This window comes from Rhizobacter sp. J219 (assembly GCF_024700055.1).
Lineage (GTDB): Bacteria > Pseudomonadota > Gammaproteobacteria > Burkholderiales > Burkholderiaceae_C > Rhizobacter.
The window spans coordinates 4,291,554-4,307,735 of sequence record NZ_JAJOND010000001.1; the positions used below are offsets into that span (position 1 = coordinate 4,291,554).

The following is a 16,182-nucleotide window of genomic DNA, read 5'->3' on the forward strand; positions in this document are numbered from 1 at the left end:
GTAAACATGCGAGATGCAAAACGGCTGGGCTTGAATTATGATGATCATCATATTTCTGCCGATCCGCCGCCATGACCAAGCCTCCCAGCCGCAGCGAGCTCTCGCACGAACGCATCGTCGAGGCGGCGGCGCGCGCCATCCGGCGCAGCGGCTATGCCGGCACGGGTGTGGCCAGCGTCATGAAGGAAGCCGGCCTCACCCACGGCGGCTTCTACGCGCACTTCAAGTCGCGCGACGCCCTGCTGGCCGAGGCGGTGAGCCGGGCCGGGCAGGCCAATGCCGGCCGGCTCGAACGCAAGGTCGAGGCGCTGGCGCGTGAGGGCGTGAGCCCGCTGCGCGTGCTGGTCGAGAGCTACCTCTCCGACGAGCACCTCGAAGCCCTGGAGACCGGCTGCGTGGTGTCGGCGCTGTTGTCCGAGATGCCCCGCCAGGCGCCCGAGGTGCGCGAGGCGTCGGCGCGGCGCGTGCTCGGGCTCGTCGAGCGTGTCCGCGTGGCGCTGCCGCCCGGCGCCGACCCGGCCTCGGCCGCGCTCATCACCGCCGCGATGGTCGGCGGCCTGCAGATCGCGCGGGCGATCGGCACCGGCGCCGAGGCCAAGGCCATGCTCAAGTCCATCCGGGAGGGGCTGCTGGCCCAATACGACACCACCACCCACGCCTGATTTTCCGCGCCGCACGACGGCGCTTTTCTTGGCCTTCAATTATGACGGTCATCATATTTCTGAAAGAGGTACGAACATGAAACTCGACAACGCAGTGGTTCTCGTCACCGGTGCCAACCGGGGCCTGGGGCTGGCCTTTGCCCGCGAGGCACTGGCCCGCGGGGCGCGCAAGGTGTATGCCGGGGCGCGCGACCCGGCGAGTGTGAATCTGCCCGGGGTCGAGCCGATCCGTCTGGACGTGACCGACCCCGACCAGGTGGCCGCTGCCGCTCAGCGCTGCAGCGACGTGACGCTGCTCGTCAACAACGCGGGCATCGCCACCACCGGCGGCTTTCTGGCCGACGGGGCCATCGAGTCGGCCCGTCAGCAGTTCGAGACCAACTTCTTCGGCGTGTGGCGCATGAGCCAGGCGTTCGCGCCGGTGCTGGCGGCACAAGGGGGCGGCGCCATCCTCAACGTGCTGTCGATCGCCAGCTGGATCAATTCACCGCTGCTCGGCGTCTACGGCGCCACGAAGTCTGCTGCCTGGGCCTTCACCAACGGACTCCGCCTCGAACTGCTGGCGCAAAAGACCCAGGTGACCGGCCTGCACGTGGGCTTCGTCGACACCGACCTCGTGCGCGGCATGGACGTGCCCAAGACAGCGCCCGAAGCTCGTCGTGCAGCGGGCCTTCGACGGGCTCGAAGCCGGCGCCGCCGAGGTGCTCGCCGACGACATCACGCGCATGGTGAAGGCGGGCCTGTCCGCCACGCCGGCGGTCTACACCCAGCCAATCTCGCGCTGAACCCACGCTGAAAGGTCGTCACCATGAAGCCCGCCACCGTGCTCCCTCTTCCTGCCACCGCCGAACCGCATGTTGCCAAGGCCTCGCCCTGGCCCGTGTTCTGGGTCGCGAGCGTGGCGGTGTTCCTCGTCTCGCTCGACACCACCATGCTCTATGCCGCCTTCGGCGCGCTGCAGGCGGGCTTCCCCGGCGCGTCGGCGGCCGACATGTCGTGGGTGCTCAACGCCTACACCGTGCTCTACGCGGCCATGCTGATCCCGGCCGGCGGCCTGGCCGACACGCACGGGCGCAGACGCGTGTTCATGCTCGGCGTCACGCTCTTCATCGCCGCCTCGGCCGCCTGCGGCCTGGCCGGCAGCGTGGGCTGGCTGATCACGGCGCGGGCGGTGCAGGCCATCGGCGCTGCGCTGCTCACGCCGGCATCGCTCGCGCTGGTGCTTGCGGCCTTCCCGCAGAGCAAGCGCACGGTGGTGGTGAGCCTGTGGGGCGCAGTGGGCGGCCTGGCCGCCGCGGTGGGCCCGAGCTTCGGCTCGCTGGTGGTCGACACCGTGGGCTGGCAGTGGGCCTTCTACATCAACGTGCCGCTGGGGGCGATCTCCATCTGGCGCGGTGCGGCGCTGCTCCAGAGCGACAAAAGAGAAGAAAAGCGAGAAGGCGCCCACAAGCGACTCGATGTGGTGGGCATGCTGCTCGTGATCGTCGGCGTGGGGGCGCTGGCCCTGGCCATCGTGCAGAGCGAGTCGCCGCGCTGGGCGCGCAGCGAGCTGCTGATGGCCGCGGCGACGGGCCTCGTGGCGCTGGCCGGCTTCGTGCTGTGGGCGCGCCGTGCCCGCGATCCGCTGGTCGACCTGCGGCTCTTCCGCCACCGCACCTACACCTTCGTGAACCTGGCGACCTTCAGCTTCGGCATCGCTTTCGCGATCATGTTCTTCGGCTTCTTTTTCTACATGACCGAGGTGTGGCACTACAGCCTGCCCCGCGCGGGCCTGGCCATCACGCCGGGGCCGCTGCTGGTGGTGGTGACGGCCATCGTCTCGGGCCGCATCGCCGCGCGCACCGGGCACCGGCCCTTCCTGGTGGGCGGTGCGCTGCTCTATGCCGCGAGCGGTGCCTGGTTCCTCTTCGTGCCCGGCACCACGCCTGAGTACTTGACCCAGTGGCTGCCCGGCGTGGTGATGAGCGGCCTCGGCGTGGGCCTGGTGCTGCCCTCGCTGTCGGGTGCGGCCGTCAACAAGCTGCCGGCCGACCAATACGCGGTGGGCAGCGCCGTCAACCAGGCCACGCGCCAGATCGGCTCGGTGCTGGGCGTGGCGATCACCGTATTGCTGCTGGGCCATGCCGGCCTGGAGCGCGCCGACTTCACGCCGCTCTATGCCCTGCACGTGGGGCTGGCGCTGCTGACGGCTCTGCTGTGCCTGCCGGTGGACACCAAGCCCGCCGCCACCACCTGAAAAAATTTCCGACGGGCTTCACCCCGTCGGGCCGGCTCGGCCGTGGAAGCAAGGGTGTCCCACCCTTTCTTCCACTGACATGGCCACTGCCGCTCTCACTTCCGCTCCGCTGACCCGTCGGTCCTGCCTCTCTGCCCTGGTGGGCGCCTGCGCCGCGCCCAGCGTGTTGGCACTCGCACCGCCGGCCCGCCCCTTCGAGCCGCCGGTGCTGCGCATGCGGCTGCAAGACACCGGTGCCGAGCCGGTGCGGGTGCAGCGCGCCAGCGTGCAGGCCGAGGTGGTCGGCCACGCGGCGCAGATGCGCGTGGAGCTCGTCTTCTTCAACCCGAACGGCCGGGTGCTTGAAGGCGAGCTTCAGTTCCCGCTCGCGCACGGCCAGTGGGTCAGCGGCTTCGAAGCTCGACATCGACGGCGAGCTGCGCCCCGCGGTGGTGGTCGACAAGGCGCGTGGGCAGCAGGTCTTCGAAGACGTGATCCGGGCGCGGGTCGACCCGGCGCTGCTGGAGGCGACCGACGGTGACAACTACAAGCTGCGCGTCTACCCGCTGCCCGCGCAGGGCACGCGCCGCGTGGTGCTGCACCTCGCGCAGACGCTCGACGCCGCTGGCCGGCTCGACCTGCCGCTGCGATTCGGCCACGGCCTGTCGCGGCTGGAGGCGCAGGTGCGGGTGGCCGCTGCATCGCCCGACGAGATCTCGGTGTGGGCGGAAGGCCTGCCGGCAAAGGCGATCGAGCGTCGCCGCTCCGCCCAGGGCTGGGCCGAACTCTCGCTCCTTGCAGACCAGTTGCAGGGCCCACCCTCGCTCGTGATCACGCTGCCGCGCCGCACCGCGCCGGTGGTGGTGACGCAGCGCCATGCCGGCCGCGAGCATTTCTACGCCGAGCTGCCGATCCACGACGCGGCGCTCGCGCCTGTGCCGCGCGCCAAGCCGCGCCGCGTCGCGCTGCTGTGGGATGCCTCGGGCTCGGCCGGCCAGCGCACGCGCCACCCGGAGCTGCAGGTGCTCGACGAGTACTTCCGTGCGCTGGGTCATGTGGAAGTTCTGTTGCACGTCGGCCGCGACGTGGTCGAGCCCGAGCAGCGTTTCTCCGTGCGCGGTGGCCAGTGGCACGCCTTGCGCAGTGTGCTGGAAGCGCTGCCCTACGACGGCGCGAGCAACCTGCCCGCCTTGATCAAGACCGAAGGCTGCGACCTCGCGCTGCTCTTCTCCGATGGTCTCTCCAACTGGGGCGCGAAGACCGCCTTGCCGCCGAGCCCGGTGCCGCTCTTTGCGCTGACCCTCGCCAACGAGGGCGCCCACGTCAACCGCTTGCGTCAGCTGGCCGAGCGCAGCGGTGGTGAAGTCCTCGACCTCGTCGCCCCTGGCGACGCGGTGAAGGCCTTGCAGCTGCGCAAGCCGCGCCTGTTGCGCGGCACCGGCCCGCAGGCGCGCGAGGTGGTGATCGACGACCCTTATGCAACTGAGGGCTACTACCGCGTGGCGGGCGTGCTGACGCAGCGCGACGCCGAGCTGACGCTGGACTTCGAGCGCGCCGATGGCCGCATCGAACAACGGCGCATCGGCATCGCGGCGGGTGAAGCGTCGTCCACGCAAGTCGCGCAGCGTTGGGCCGGCCTGCGCATCGCCGAACTCGAAGGCGCGGTGGGCGACACGCGTGCCGAGGTACGCCGCCTCGGCCGCACCTACGGCCTCGTCTCGCGCGAGACCTCGCTGATCGTGCTGGAGGCGCTCAACGACTATGTGCGCTTCGAGATCGAGCCGCCGCCTTCGCTGCGCGACGCCTACCAGCGTGCGATGGCGCAGGTGCAGCAGCGCAAGCAGCTCGCGCAGTCGCAGCACCTCGACCGGGTGGCGGCGCGCTTCGCCGAGCAGGTCGCGTGGTGGGAGAAGGACTTCCCGAAAGACGGTGCCGGCGTGAAGCGGCTGCAAAAGCGCGAGCAGGAACCACAACGCCAGCTCGCCGGAGCGGCGGGCCGGCAGGAGGCCAGCTCAGCCCGGCGCGACGATCTCCTGCGCATGGCTCCCGCCGCACCGGCGCCGATGGTGGCCGAGAGCCGCGAGCGTGGCCCGGCCGACAACGCCGCCCGCAAGGCCAAGGCGGGTGCGCCGGGGCAGGACGCGCCGCCCGCCGCCGTGATCCGCCTTCAGCCGTGGCAGCCCGACGTGCCGTATGCCAAGCGGCTGCGCGCGGCCGCGGCAGACGCCGTCTACCGTGTCTACCTCGACGAGCGCCCGCAGCACCTGAACAGCACCGCCTTCTTCCTCGATGCGGCCGACGTGCTCTTCGCCAAGAAGCTGCCCCAGCTTGCAATGCGCGTGCTGTCGAACCTGGCCGAGATGAACCTCGAGAACCGCCACATCCTGCGCGTGCTCGGCTACCGGCTGCTGCAGGCGCAGGCCCCGCAGTTGGCTGTGCCGGTGCTGCGAGAGGTGCAGCGCCTGAGCCCGAACGAGCCGCAATCCTTCCGCGACCTCGGCCTCGCGCACGCCGAAGCCGGGCAATGGCAGGACGCGGCCGACCAGCTCTGGCAGGTCGTCTCTCGCCCGTGGGATGGCCGCTTCCCTGACATCGACCTCACCGCGCTCGCCGAGCTGAACATGGTGATCGCCCGCGCCGAGCGCCAGGGCCGGCCGGTGACGACCGGCGCCTTCGACAAACGCCTGCTGCGCCTCCTGCCGCTCGACCTGCGCATCGTGCTCGGCTGGGACGCCGACAACACCGACATCGACCTCTGGGTCACCGACCCCGATGGCGAGCAGACCTACTACGGCCGCCGACTGAGTGACCAGGGCGCCCGTGTCTCGCGCGATGTGACCGGCGGCTACGGCCCGGAGGAGTTCGCGTTGAAGGCGGCCAAGCCCGGCCGCTACGTGGTGCAGGCGCGCTTCTACGGGCACCAGCAGCAGGTCGTGTCGCCGTCGACCACGCTGATGCTGGTGCTCACCACCGGCTTCGGGCGCGCCGACCAGAAAGACGAGCGGGTGACGCTGCGCCTGTCCGGCCCGGCCGAGATGGTCACCGTCGGCAGCTTCAGGGTGGGGGCGGCTGGTTGAGACGGGCAGTTGTCTGACAGAGGGGCGGGCATGGCGTCGCTACCATGCCGTGGATCCAAAAGAACAGCCAAGAGGGGCGCCCCGATGCCAGCGATGAAGCGGTTTCCCACCACGGTCCCGGGTCTCGACGAGATCCTGCACGGCGGCCTCTTCGAAGGCGGTGTGTACATCCTCGAAGGGCCGCCGGGCGCCGGCAAGACGACGCTCGCCAACCAGATCGCCTTCTCGCTCGCCGTGCGCGGTGGCAAGGCGCTCTACGTCACCATGCTGGCCGAGTCGCACTCGCGCATGCTGCAGCACATGCTCGGCCAGAGCTTCTGCCAGCCCGAGCTGGTCAACGCCTCGGTGCTCTACCTGAGCGGCTACCGCGAACTCGAAGAGCACGGCCTGAAGGCGGTGGTGCCGCTGCTGCGCGGCGAGATGGCGCGCCACCAGGCCAGCCTTTTGATCGTCGACGGCCTGGTGGTCGAACGCGAGGACGAACGGCCCGGCGAAGGCGTGCGCCAGTTCGTGCACGAACTGCAGAGCCTGGGCTCGGCCATGGGCTGCACCTGCCTGCTGCTCACGAGTGGCCACGGCCGCCCGCTCAACGCCGAGCAGACCATGGTCGACGGCATCCTCACGTTCGAGGACTACAGCTACCACTGGCGCAGCGAGCGGCGCATCCAGGTGCGCAAGTTCCGCGGCAGCGCGGTCGAGCGCGGCAAGCACACCTTCTGCATCACCGACGACGGCCTGCGGTTCTTTCCGCGGCTGGAGGGCCTGCCACCCACCCCGGCGCGGCGTGGCGGCGGCACCTCGAGTGTGAGCCTTGGCGTGGCCGGGTTCGACGCGGCGCTGCAAGACGGCGGTCTGGCGCGCGGCAGCAGCACGCTGCTCGTGGGCGACAGCGGCTCGGGCAAGACGGTGCTGTCGCTTGCCTTCCTGTCGGCCGCCTCGCGCGAGGAGCCCGCGCTGATCTTCGCCGGCACCGAGACCGCGGCCGAGCTGGTGCGCGCCGGCGAGGGCTGCGGCTTGCCGCTGGCGGCGGCGCTCGAGACCGGAGCGCTCAGCGTCCACGTGCAAGGGTCCGAAGACGAGGCGCTCGACGAGATGGGCCACAAGCTGCTGCGTCTCGTCGACGAGCGGCAGGCGAGCCGCCTGGTGGTCGATGGCCTCGCCGCGCTGGCCGACACGGTGGCCTTCCCCGAGCGCGGCTACCGTTTCGTCGGCCGCCTGCTGCGCGAGCTGAAGGGGCGCGGCGTGACCTCGGTGTTCACGCTCGACCCGTCGGCGCTGGCCGCGGCGACCGGCAGCGCCGCCCCTGACGGCAACGGCCTCGCGGCCTGGTTCGACAACGTGCTGCACCTCGCCCGCCACGACGGTGCGCCCGACGGTCGCCGGCTCACCATCGGCAAGCTGCGCGCGGCGCGCGCCACACGCAGCAGCTTCGACCTGCGACTCGGGGCCTGCGGCCCCACGACCGACTGAGGCCCTTCGCGGCGTCCTTCATGAAACTGGTCCTGCTGGCGGAAGACGAATACGGGAACGCGGAGATCCTGCGCCTGCTGCTGGAGGCCGAGGGCTTTCGTGTGAGTTCGGCTTCCAACGGCAAGCTGGCGCTCGAGCTGCTGGCGGGCGAGAAGCCGGCGCTCATCCTCACCGATTTCATGATGCCGCACGCCACCGGCGGCGAGCCGGCCAGGCCGTGCGTGCGAACCCGCTGCTGGAAGACATCCCCATCATCGTGATGAGCGGCACCAGCGAAGCGGTGGTGCGCGAGTCGTTCACCGACTACGACGCCTTCGTCGAAAAACCCTACGCGGCCGACAGCCTGCTGCAGCTCGTGTGCCACTTCGCCGCGCACGGCCGCGCGCAGGAGGCCGGCGGGTCCGCCGCGGCCGGGCCCAAGCTCGATGCGTCGCTGCAGCGCTTCCTGCGCGGGCTCAAGATCTGATGGCTCAAGGGCTGAAGGCCGGCGGTTCGGGCGGCAGCCACCCGGTGTCCAGCGCCGTCGCCCGTGCGCGTGCGAACGCGCGCGCTTCGGCGAGATAGTCCCAGCGTTCGATCAGGCACAGCCCGAGCGGCAGCACGCCGCCCCAGCGGATCAGGTTCACCGAGTTCGGGATGCCTTCTCGCACCCGCTGCGACACCGACGTGCCGGCCTGCACCGCCCACATGCGGCGCTTGAGCGGCGTCTCGGCCCCGAAGAGCGGCATCACGTAGGGCAGGTGGATGTGCCCGCCCAGCACCAGGTCGGCGCCGGCTTCGGCCCAGCGCTGCATCGCCTCGCGCAGCGGGCCGCGCAGGCGGTCGTGTTCGTCTTCTGCGCGTTCCACCGCGATCGGCTGGTGCGTCACCACCACCCGCAGCTGCCCCGGCCGCGCCTGGCTGAGCTGTGCCACCACCGCCTCGATCTGCTCGTGCGACAGCACGCCGTTCTTGTGCCGGCTCGGCCGAGTCGTGTTGAGCGCGACCACCAGCAGGCGTGTCGAGTCATGCACCCCCGAGACGCTGGGGAACTCGCGCAGGAAGTTCGCATACGGCCAGAAGAGCCGCGCCGCCAGGTTGAAGAGCGGGATGTCGTGGTTGCCCGGAATGACGAGCGTGCTCGGTGTGTTCAGCCGGTCCACGAACTCTCGTGCCGCCCGGAACTGCGCACGGCGGGCACGCTGGGTGATGTCGCCCGACAGCACCACGAGTCTCGGGGCGGTGCGTGTCGGTCAGCCGCAGCAGCGCGTCGACGACCTCCGGCTGCTCGGTGCCGAAGTGCGGGTCAGAGATGTGCAGCAGCATCTTCTGCCGCCTCGGCCGACACCGTCCGCGCGAGAGGCTTGAGCAGGTACAGCGGCCGCGGCGACACGCGGAATTCGAGCGGCGCGCGCATGAGGCTCACCTCGCCATCGGTGGCGACCTTCACGCGCCGGGTGCCGTAAGGCAACCAGGGCTGCACCGTCATGTGCTGGAACTGAAAACTCTCCACCTCTTCGGACTCGGCCAGCCGGCCCATCGCGCTGCGCCACATCAGGTGCACCAGGCCCCAGGTGCCGGTGGGCTTGAGCATCACCGCGGCCACGCGGCCCTGCTCGATGCCGCGCGCCTCGGGCAGGCCCACCTGCTGCAGCTGCAGGCGGTTGTTGCCGACGAAGAGCGTGGCGCTGCGCACGTCGCGCACCACGCCGCCGCGCTCGATGCGCAGGCGCAGCTGGCGGTGCTCGCGCAACAGGGTCGCACCTGCCGCGAGCAGCGCGACGAGTCGGCTGCGGCCGAAACGCTGCTTGTAGGCCTCGCGGTCTTCCAGCAGCTCGGGGTAGAGGCCGAGGCTCGCGTTGACGAGGAACACCCGGTTGTTGATGAGCCCCACCTGCACCGGCTGCGCCTGCGCGCCGAGCATCGCCTCGATGGCGGCGGCGGTGTCTTGCGGAATGCCGTGCGTGCGGCTGAAGTAGTTGAAAGTGCCTTGCGGCAGCACGCCCATCGGGCAGCCGGTGTCGTGCGCGGCCTGGGCCACCGCGTTGATCGTGCCGTCGCCGCCGGCGGCCACCACCACGCCGCCCTGCGCCAGGGCTTGCGAGGCCAGGCGCTGCGCGGTGCGCGGGATGTCCTCGCCACGCTCCACCATCTCGATGCGGTAGCGCCGGCCCGATTCGGCCAGCTTCTGTCCGATCAGTGCATAGGTGGCCTGCGCATCCTCGTGGCCCGAGGCCGCATTGAGCAGGACATGGAGCGGGCTGTCGTGGAAGGAGCTGTGGCGCATCCTCCGACATGGGGCAAACGGTGTGCCGCGCATTGGTGGAGGCGGCGGGCGGGCCGAGCGCCGGGCCGCCCCAAGCCGGCCCGCATCCCCTCGGGGGATCGGTCGGCGTACCCGCCGACCGAGGGGCCGTCATGGCCGCATGCGCGCCTCGCGCTCGGCCTGGGCGGCGGCGTCCCACACGTGGCGCGGCCCGATGAAGGCACCGCCGTCGACCAGCAGGTGCTCGCCGGTCACGAAGGCCGAGTCGTCGCTCGCGAAGAAGAGCACCGCGTTGGCAATGTCTTCCGGCACGCCGGCCTTGTTGATGGGTTGAGCGTTGGGCGCCCCCTTGGCCATCGCCGCCTTGACCATCGGCACGGCCGCGGGCGGCACCCGCTCGGGGTTGGCCGTGAAGATGTTGGTGAGGATGAGCCCCGGGCACACCGCGTTGACGCGGATGCCGCTGCGGGCGAGTTCGGCGCCGGCGATGCGGGTGAGGTGGATCACGCCGGCCTTGGCCACCGAGTAGGCGATGGGCGCCGCCCCCGACTGCACGCCCGCGATGGAGGCGGTGTTGACAATGGCGCCGCCGCCACGCTGCTTCAGGTGTGGCACCGCATAGGCGATGCCGAGCGCCACCGAGCGCAGCAGCAGGCTTTGCGTGCGGTCCCAGCCTTCGGGCGTCATCTCGGCGATGGTGGCGGGCGTGCCACCGGCGCCGGCGTTGTTGAAGACGATGTCCAGGCCGCCGAAGCGGCTCACCGCCGCGGCCATCAGCGCTTCGATCTGCGGCGCATCGGTCACATCGCAATGCCGGTACGCGACCTTGCCGGCAAAACGTGCCTCCAGCGCCGCGCCCTCGGCGTCGTTGATGTCGCCCACCATCACCTGCGCACCCTCGGCGACGAATTTCTCCACCGTGCCGAGGCCGATGCCCGAGCAGCCTCCGGTGATGACGGCCACCTTGTCCTTCAAACGATCCACCACAAGCGACTCCCTTTGCTGCGCCCCCGGCTGCACCATGCGCCGGGCCGAGCGCGACATGCGTCCGGGGTTGTATCACGTGGGAAGGCGTTGCTTGTTGTGTGGCAAGTATCTTCAGGCGCCGTTCCGCCTGATGCCACGCGGGGCTGCGTGGCGTGGCCGTGCGCCTGCCTCAGCGCTTCTTGCGGCGCTTGCGGGCCGGCGTCGGAGCGGGCAGGGTGCTGGTGGCCTTTCCGCTCCAGAAGTCGAGCATCTGTTGCGTGGCCGTGCGTTGCACGGACGCGACCTCTCGTCGCGCAGCGGCGGTGGCATGGCCGCGCGCCGAGCCCATGGCGCTGTTGGCGGCGCTGAGCCAGGCGCTCATGAAAGGGTTCTTGGCAGTCCAGGGGTTGCGCATCGAGTTCTCCTTGCGGCAAGTGGCGGATGGACCATCTTCCGCGCGGGGTCGACCGCTGTCAGCGTGTGGGAACGCCGATCGTGCGTGGGTTGGCTCCTACGCCATGTGATCGGCGCAAGGCCAGGGCCGTCCACACGGCGGCCGCCGCATCGACCAGGCCGAAGGCAATCAGCGCGAGGGGTGCACCCGCGCCGAGCACGAGGCCGGTGAACACCACCAGCACGCCGAAGCGAGCCACCACGCTGGCCTGCATCAGCGGCACGAACTCGTGCCGCGCCGCGACCAGGTAGTACGCGCCGATCACCAACGCCAGCAGGCCAGCCACGCGCACCCACACCTCCTGAGGGGCCGCGATGCCGAAGGGCGCGAGCAGCGGCCCGGGCGCGACCAGCAGGCCGGGCCCCAGCACGCACAGATAGAAACCGAAGGCTTGCAGCGAGCGGGCGGCAGGTGACATGGTGGCTCTCCTCAGGCATGTGGTGGAGCGCCCATTGCAGCGCTGCCGCGGGCTCGCAGCCACGGGGCACGTGTCCCGCACGCCGCGATGGCCGCGGCGGCGGGCGGGGCGGCTGTCCCGGTCAGCCCTGGCCGTAGCCCATCTCACGGGCCCGCACGATGGCCTGCGGGCGGCCCTCGACGCCGAGCTTGGCGTAGAGCTGCGAGAGCGCGTTGCGCACCGTCTTGTCGGCCACGCCCAGGTGCGCCGCAATCTGCAGGTTGTCGAGGCCGCGGGCCACCGCGTCGAGCAGCTCGCGTTCACGGCGGGTGAAGTCCGGCGCCGGCGCGGGGGACGAGCCGTTGACGAATTCGGTGATGGCGTCGCAGAAGCGCTCGAACGCGGCCTCGCCTGCCAGCGGGATGTGGTTGCGGCTGCGCAGCGTCTCGAAGCGCGCGCCGGCGATGGCGGCGGCCAGCTCGCGGCCGCGATCCACCGGCACCATCGCATCGCCGTCGCAATGCAGCACGAGCGTGGGGCAGCGCACCTGCGGCAAGAAGGCGCGCACGTCGAGGGCGGCACGTGCATCGAGGATGGCCGAGGCCCGCGCGCCGTCGCACGACAGGCGCTGCTGCTCGTTGAGTGCCGCGGCCTGCTCGGGCGTGGCCTCGGGCACCAGCGTGCTGGTGAAGAACTGCTGCACCGCCGAATGGTGGCGGCCCCAGCCGAGCGCCATCAGCTGCAGCTGCGCGCGGTGGTAGGCCAGGGCGTCGGCGCTGGGCTCTCGGTGCAGCAAGCCGTGGGTGTAGCCGCCGTGCAGCACCAGGTGGCTGACGCGCTCGGGGTGGCGCGCCGCATACGCGACCGCCGCGGCGCACGAGCCCGACAGGCCGAGCAGCGCCACGCGGGGGCTGCCGCAGGCGTCGACCACCGCGGCCAGTTCTTCGGTGGCCGCCGCAAGGCCGGGCGGCGTGTCGTCGCCCGACGACGAACCACAGCCGCGCTCGTCGTAGCGCACCACCCGCAACGAGCGGCCCAGGCGGGTGAGCCAGGGTTGCCAGAGCGGCGACTGGGCGTCGTGCTCCACATGCGTCATCCAGTGCGCGGCGCGCACCAGCGGGGGCTGGCCGGCGACGCTGCGGCCACTCTCGGCCCAGGCGATGCGCGTGCCAGAACTCAGCGTGACGAAGCGCAATTCGCTGCGCACGGTGGAGGGGTTCGCGGCCATGCGGCGGATCGTAGGGCCAGTGCGCGGCGGTGTCGACGCGCCCCGAGGTGGCCGTCGCGCCGCTGGTGCTACTGGGCCACGTAGCGCCCCGGCCGGTGGTTGGTGGCGATCACGAGGTTGAGCACCACCGCGGCCGCCACCGAGAGGGCCACGCGGTCGAGCGGCACGGTGGCAAGCGCCGCACACACGATCGCCGCGTCCATCGCCATCTGCACGTGACCGGCCCGCCAGCCCTTCTTCTTCTGCGCCAGCAGCGCGAGGATGCCCAGGCCGCCGAGGCTCGCCTGGTGGCGGAACAGCACCAGGAAACCGTTGCCCATCAGCACGCCGCCGAGCAAGGCGGCCAGCCACGCGTCGAGCGAGGCGAGCACCAGGTGGCGCGGCAACCAGTCGCTCATCACCGCCACCAGCACCACGGCCGCCAGCGTGCGCAGCGTGAAGCTCTTGCCCATGTGCCGCCACGCCAGCCAGTAGAAGGGCAGGTTGATGACGAAGTAGGCGAGGCCGAACGACCAGCCGCCGAGGTAGTGCGCGAGGAAGGCGATGCCCGCGGTGCCGCCCGACAGCAGCCCTGCGTGCTGGAAGAGCGTGACCGCGAGCGACACCAGCAGGGTGCCGATCAGCAGCGCCTGCAGGTCTTCGAGCGGCGTGTGCCGAAGTGTCGAGGGGTCGGGGTCTGCCATGGGCGGATTCTCCATGCGCGTGCATGCGGGGCGTGCACAGGGAACGGCGTGGGCCGCCAAAACGATATCGATGCTCGATTTCGTTCGTTGGCTGCGCGCGGGCTGCTGGCTATCGTGCAGTCACCATGAAGATCCTCAGCATTTCAGGCAGTCCCTCGCAACGCTCGCGCTCTGGCTGGTTGCTCGAACTGGCCCAAGCCCGTCTCGAGAACGCGGCGCACGAGCGGCACTGTGTCTACGTGCGTGAACTGCCCGCCCATGCGCTCGTGTCGGCGGATGCCCGGCACCCCGAGGTGGCGCAGAGCGTGGCGCGTGTGGCCGAGGCCGACGTGCTGATCGTCTCGACGCCCATCTACAAGGCGGCCTACAGTGGCCTCCTGAAACTCTGGCTCGACCTGCTGCCTCAGGACGCGCTGCGCGGCAAGACCGTGCTGCCGCTGGCCACCGGCGGCAGCATCGCGCACCTGCTCGCCGTCGACTATGCGTTGAAGCCCGTGCTCTCGGCCCTCGGCGCACGCAACATCCTCGATGGCGTCTACGCCACCGATGCGCAGCTGCCTTCTCTGACGACCGGCGGCTATGCGCCCGACGATGCCCTGCTCGAGCGGCTCGATCGCGCGCTGCAGCCGCTGCTCGCCAACACCGAGCGAACGCGCCACGCCGAGCCGGCGCGATGTTGATCGGCTGAGCCGCTCGGCAGCTTCTCTTTCCACCCTTTGTCTCCTCGCCCCCGTGGGCGGTGGGTGCCCGACGCCGCGTCGGGTCGGGCGCCCCTTTTCCTGACGAAAGCACTTCAAGCACATGAACACGACGAACACCCTGCGCCGCCGCTGGCTGCACACCCTCGCCGCCGGCCTGGCGGCCCTCGGCGCCACGCTCTCGCTCGGCGCACACGCGCAGACCACCGCCCCGAAAGAGCTGCGCATCGGCTTCCAGAAGTACGGCACGCTCACCATCCTCAAGGCGCGGGGCGATCTCGACAAGCGCCTCGCGGCACAAGGCATCAGCGTCAGGTGGACCGAGTTCCCGGCCGGTCCGCAGCTGCTCGAAGGGCTGAACGTCGGCTCGATCGACTTCGGCACCGTCGGCGAAGCGCCGCCCATCTTTGCGCAGGCAGCCGGTGCCGATCTCGTCTACGTGGCCAACCAGCCGCCCGCCCCCGGCGGCGAAGCCATCATCGTGCCGAAGGGCTCGACGCTGAAGAGCGTGGCCGAGCTGAAGGGCAAGAAGGTCGCGCTCAACAAGGGCTCCAACGTGCACTTCCTGCTCGTGAAGGCGCTCGAAAAAGCCGGCCTCAAGTACAGCGACGTGCAGGTGGCCTTCCTGCCGCCGGCCGATGCCCGTGCGGCCTTCGAGCGTGGTGCGGTCGACGCGTGGGTGATCTGGGATCCGTTCCTCGCCGCCGCCGAAAAGCAGCTCGGCGCACGCCAGCTTGCCGATGGCCGTGGCCTCGTCGCCAACCACCAGTTCTACCTGGCTGCACGCCCCTACGCCGAGAAGCACCCGCAGGTGATCCAGGCGGCGATCGAAGAGCTGGCCAAGCTCGACCGCTGGGCCACGGGCAATGCGAAGGGGGTGGCCGAGCTGCTCGCACCGCAGATCGGGCTCGATGTGGCGATCACCGAACTGGCGGCCTCGCGCTTTGCCTACGGCATCGTGCCCATCAGCGCGCAGGTCGCCGCCGAGCAGCAGAAGATCGCCGACACCTTCTTCGAGCTGAAGCTGATTCCCAAGGCCATCCGCGTCCAGGACGCACTGCCGCGCGGCGTGGCCGTGGCGCAGGGCCGCTGAAGCGCAAGGGGCACGACATGACGCAGATCACCCGTCGCAGCGCCCTCGGCGTGCTGTCGGTGACGGCCGCCAGCTGGTGGCCGGCCGCCCGCGCCAACAGCCCCGCGCCGCTGCGCATCGGCTTCCAGAAGGGCTCGATCAACCTCACGATCGTGAAGTCGCTCAAGCTGGTCGAGCGGCGCCTGCCCGGCACGCCGGTGCAGTGGGTCGAGTTCCCGGCCGGGCCGCAGCTGCTCGAAGCGCTGGCGGTGGGCAGCGTGGACTTCGGCGCGGTCGGCGACTCGCCACCGGTCTTTGCACAAGCGGCCGGCAAGGACGTCTTCTACGTCGGCGCCGAGCCGGCCAAACCCGACACCTCGGCGCTGCTGGTGCGCGCCGGTTCGCCGCTCAAGACTCTGGCCGACCTGAAGGGCCGGCGCGTTGCGGTGCAGAAAGGTTCGAGCGCGCACTACCTGCTGGTGCAGGCGGTGAAGAAGGGCGGCCTCCAGTGGGCCGACATCCAGCCGGTGTACCTGGCGCCGGCCGATGCGCGTGCGGCCTTCGAGCGCGGTGCGGTCGATGCGTGGTCGATCTGGGACCCGTACTACGCCGCCGCCGAGATCGACGGCCAGGCGCGCCCGCTCGTCACCAGCCGCGGGCTCACCAGCAACAACTCGTTCTACCTCGCCTCGCGTGCGCTGACGCAGCAGGAGCCGGTGCTGCGCCTTCTCTTCGCGGCACTCACCGAAGCCGATGCGTACGTCGACAAGAACCGCACGGCGACGGCGCAGCAGTACGCCGAATTCGCCGGCCTCGGCCTCGCCACCGTGCTGCGTTTCCTGGAGCGCCGCCCGCGTTCGCCGGTGGGCCCGCTGAACGCGGCGCTCGTCGCCGAGCAGCAGAAGGTGGCCGATGCCTTCCATGAACTCGGCCTGATCCCCAAGGCCATCCGCGTGGCCGACATCGTCTGGCAACCCGGCCAGGCGGTGGCGCAGGCGCGCTGAACCGCATCACG

Annotated in this window: 17 protein-coding genes and 1 pseudogene; 11 read left to right on the plus strand and 7 right to left on the minus strand. The window is 70.7% G+C overall.

What is annotated here, in order from left to right; translation table 11 throughout:
- The first annotated feature begins 71 nt into the window (after positions 1 to 71).
- The 8 genes and pseudogenes from LRS03_RS20320 to LRS03_RS20355 all read left to right on the plus strand — a co-directional run bounded on the left by LRS03_RS20320 (position 72) and on the right by LRS03_RS20355 (position 7,890).
- On the plus strand, positions 72 to 662 hold the full coding sequence (locus LRS03_RS20320; RefSeq protein ID WP_257827766.1) for a TetR/AcrR family transcriptional regulator: 591 nt from the start codon (positions 72 to 74) through the stop codon (positions 660 to 662).
- A 76-nt stretch (positions 663 to 738) separates the two neighbouring features.
- A pseudogene (locus tag LRS03_RS20325) lies at positions 739 to 1,447 on the plus strand (SDR family oxidoreductase).
- A 23-nt stretch (positions 1,448 to 1,470) separates the two neighbouring features.
- A complete protein-coding gene (locus LRS03_RS20330; RefSeq protein WP_257827767.1) occupies positions 1,471 to 2,898 on the plus strand; it encodes a DHA2 family efflux MFS transporter permease subunit in 1,428 nt (475 codons plus the stop codon).
- A 79-nt stretch (positions 2,899 to 2,977) separates the two neighbouring features.
- Positions 2,978 to 3,418, plus strand: a complete 441-nt coding sequence (locus LRS03_RS20335; protein ID WP_257827768.1) for a VIT domain-containing protein — start codon at positions 2,978 to 2,980, stop codon at positions 3,416 to 3,418.
- Positions 3,327 to 5,954 carry a DUF2135 domain-containing protein gene (locus LRS03_RS20340; RefSeq protein WP_257827769.1) on the plus strand — a complete coding sequence of 876 codons (2,628 nt, stop codon included), beginning with the start codon at positions 3,327 to 3,329 and terminating at the stop codon, positions 5,952 to 5,954. The genes LRS03_RS20335 and LRS03_RS20340 overlap by 92 nt, the downstream gene beginning before the upstream one ends.
- A gap of 93 nt (positions 5,955 to 6,047) precedes the next feature.
- Positions 6,048 to 7,424 (plus strand): RAD55 family ATPase, encoded by a 1,377-nt coding sequence (locus LRS03_RS20345; protein WP_257827770.1) that lies wholly within the window; start codon positions 6,048 to 6,050, stop codon positions 7,422 to 7,424.
- Positions 7,425 to 7,444: 20 nt separating this feature from the next.
- Positions 7,445 to 7,684 carry a response regulator gene (locus LRS03_RS20350; protein ID WP_257827771.1) on the plus strand — a complete coding sequence of 80 codons (240 nt, stop codon included), beginning with the start codon at positions 7,445 to 7,447 and terminating at the stop codon, positions 7,682 to 7,684.
- A complete protein-coding gene (locus tag LRS03_RS20355; protein ID WP_257827772.1) occupies positions 7,642 to 7,890 on the plus strand; it encodes a hypothetical protein in 249 nt (82 codons plus the stop codon). The genes LRS03_RS20350 and LRS03_RS20355 overlap by 43 nt, the downstream gene beginning before the upstream one ends.
- A 4-nt stretch (positions 7,891 to 7,894) precedes the next feature.
- On the opposite strand, the gene LRS03_RS20360 is transcribed toward LRS03_RS20355, so the two are convergent.
- The 7 genes from LRS03_RS20360 to LRS03_RS20390 form a co-directional block, all read right to left on the minus strand.
- A complete protein-coding gene (locus LRS03_RS20360; protein ID WP_308296451.1) occupies positions 7,895 to 8,629 on the minus strand; it encodes a metallophosphoesterase family protein in 735 nt (244 codons plus the stop codon).
- An 80-nt stretch (positions 8,630 to 8,709) separates the two neighbouring features.
- A complete protein-coding gene (locus LRS03_RS20365) occupies positions 8,710 to 9,690 on the minus strand; it encodes a diacylglycerol/lipid kinase family protein (protein WP_257827773.1) in 981 nt (326 codons plus the stop codon).
- Between the two features lie 129 nt (positions 9,691 to 9,819).
- A complete protein-coding gene (locus LRS03_RS20370; RefSeq protein WP_257827774.1) occupies positions 9,820 to 10,713 on the minus strand; it encodes an SDR family NAD(P)-dependent oxidoreductase in 894 nt (297 codons plus the stop codon).
- A 112-nt stretch (positions 10,714 to 10,825) separates the two neighbouring features.
- Complete coding sequence (locus LRS03_RS20375; protein WP_257827775.1) at positions 10,826 to 11,050, minus strand: hypothetical protein; 225 nt, start codon at positions 11,048 to 11,050, stop codon at positions 10,826 to 10,828.
- A gap of 58 nt (positions 11,051 to 11,108) precedes the next feature.
- Complete coding sequence (locus tag LRS03_RS20380; RefSeq protein WP_257827776.1) at positions 11,109 to 11,507, minus strand: hypothetical protein; 399 nt, start codon at positions 11,505 to 11,507, stop codon at positions 11,109 to 11,111.
- A gap of 121 nt (positions 11,508 to 11,628) precedes the next feature.
- Complete coding sequence (locus LRS03_RS20385) at positions 11,629 to 12,714, minus strand: alpha/beta fold hydrolase (RefSeq protein WP_257827777.1); 1,086 nt, start codon at positions 12,712 to 12,714, stop codon at positions 11,629 to 11,631.
- 68 nt (positions 12,715 to 12,782) lie between these two features.
- Complete coding sequence (locus LRS03_RS20390) at positions 12,783 to 13,397, minus strand: YitT family protein (RefSeq protein ID WP_201806995.1); 615 nt, start codon at positions 13,395 to 13,397, stop codon at positions 12,783 to 12,785.
- A 125-nt stretch (positions 13,398 to 13,522) separates the two neighbouring features.
- Here LRS03_RS20390 and ssuE point away from each other — a divergent pair, with 125 nt between their 5' ends.
- From ssuE to LRS03_RS20405, 3 genes are all read left to right on the plus strand, one after another.
- Entirely contained in the window at positions 13,523 to 14,077 is a 555-nt protein-coding gene (gene ssuE / locus LRS03_RS20395; RefSeq protein ID WP_257827778.1) for an NADPH-dependent FMN reductase, read from the plus strand.
- A gap of 121 nt (positions 14,078 to 14,198) precedes the next feature.
- Positions 14,199 to 15,188, plus strand: a complete 990-nt coding sequence (locus LRS03_RS20400; RefSeq protein ID WP_257827779.1) for a sulfonate ABC transporter substrate-binding protein — start codon at positions 14,199 to 14,201, stop codon at positions 15,186 to 15,188.
- Between the two features lie 17 nt (positions 15,189 to 15,205).
- Positions 15,206 to 16,171: an aliphatic sulfonate ABC transporter substrate-binding protein gene (locus LRS03_RS20405; RefSeq protein ID WP_257827780.1), complete on the plus strand. Its 966-nt coding sequence runs from the start codon at positions 15,206 to 15,208 to the stop codon at positions 16,169 to 16,171.
- The last annotated feature ends 11 nt before the right edge of the window (positions 16,172 to 16,182 follow it).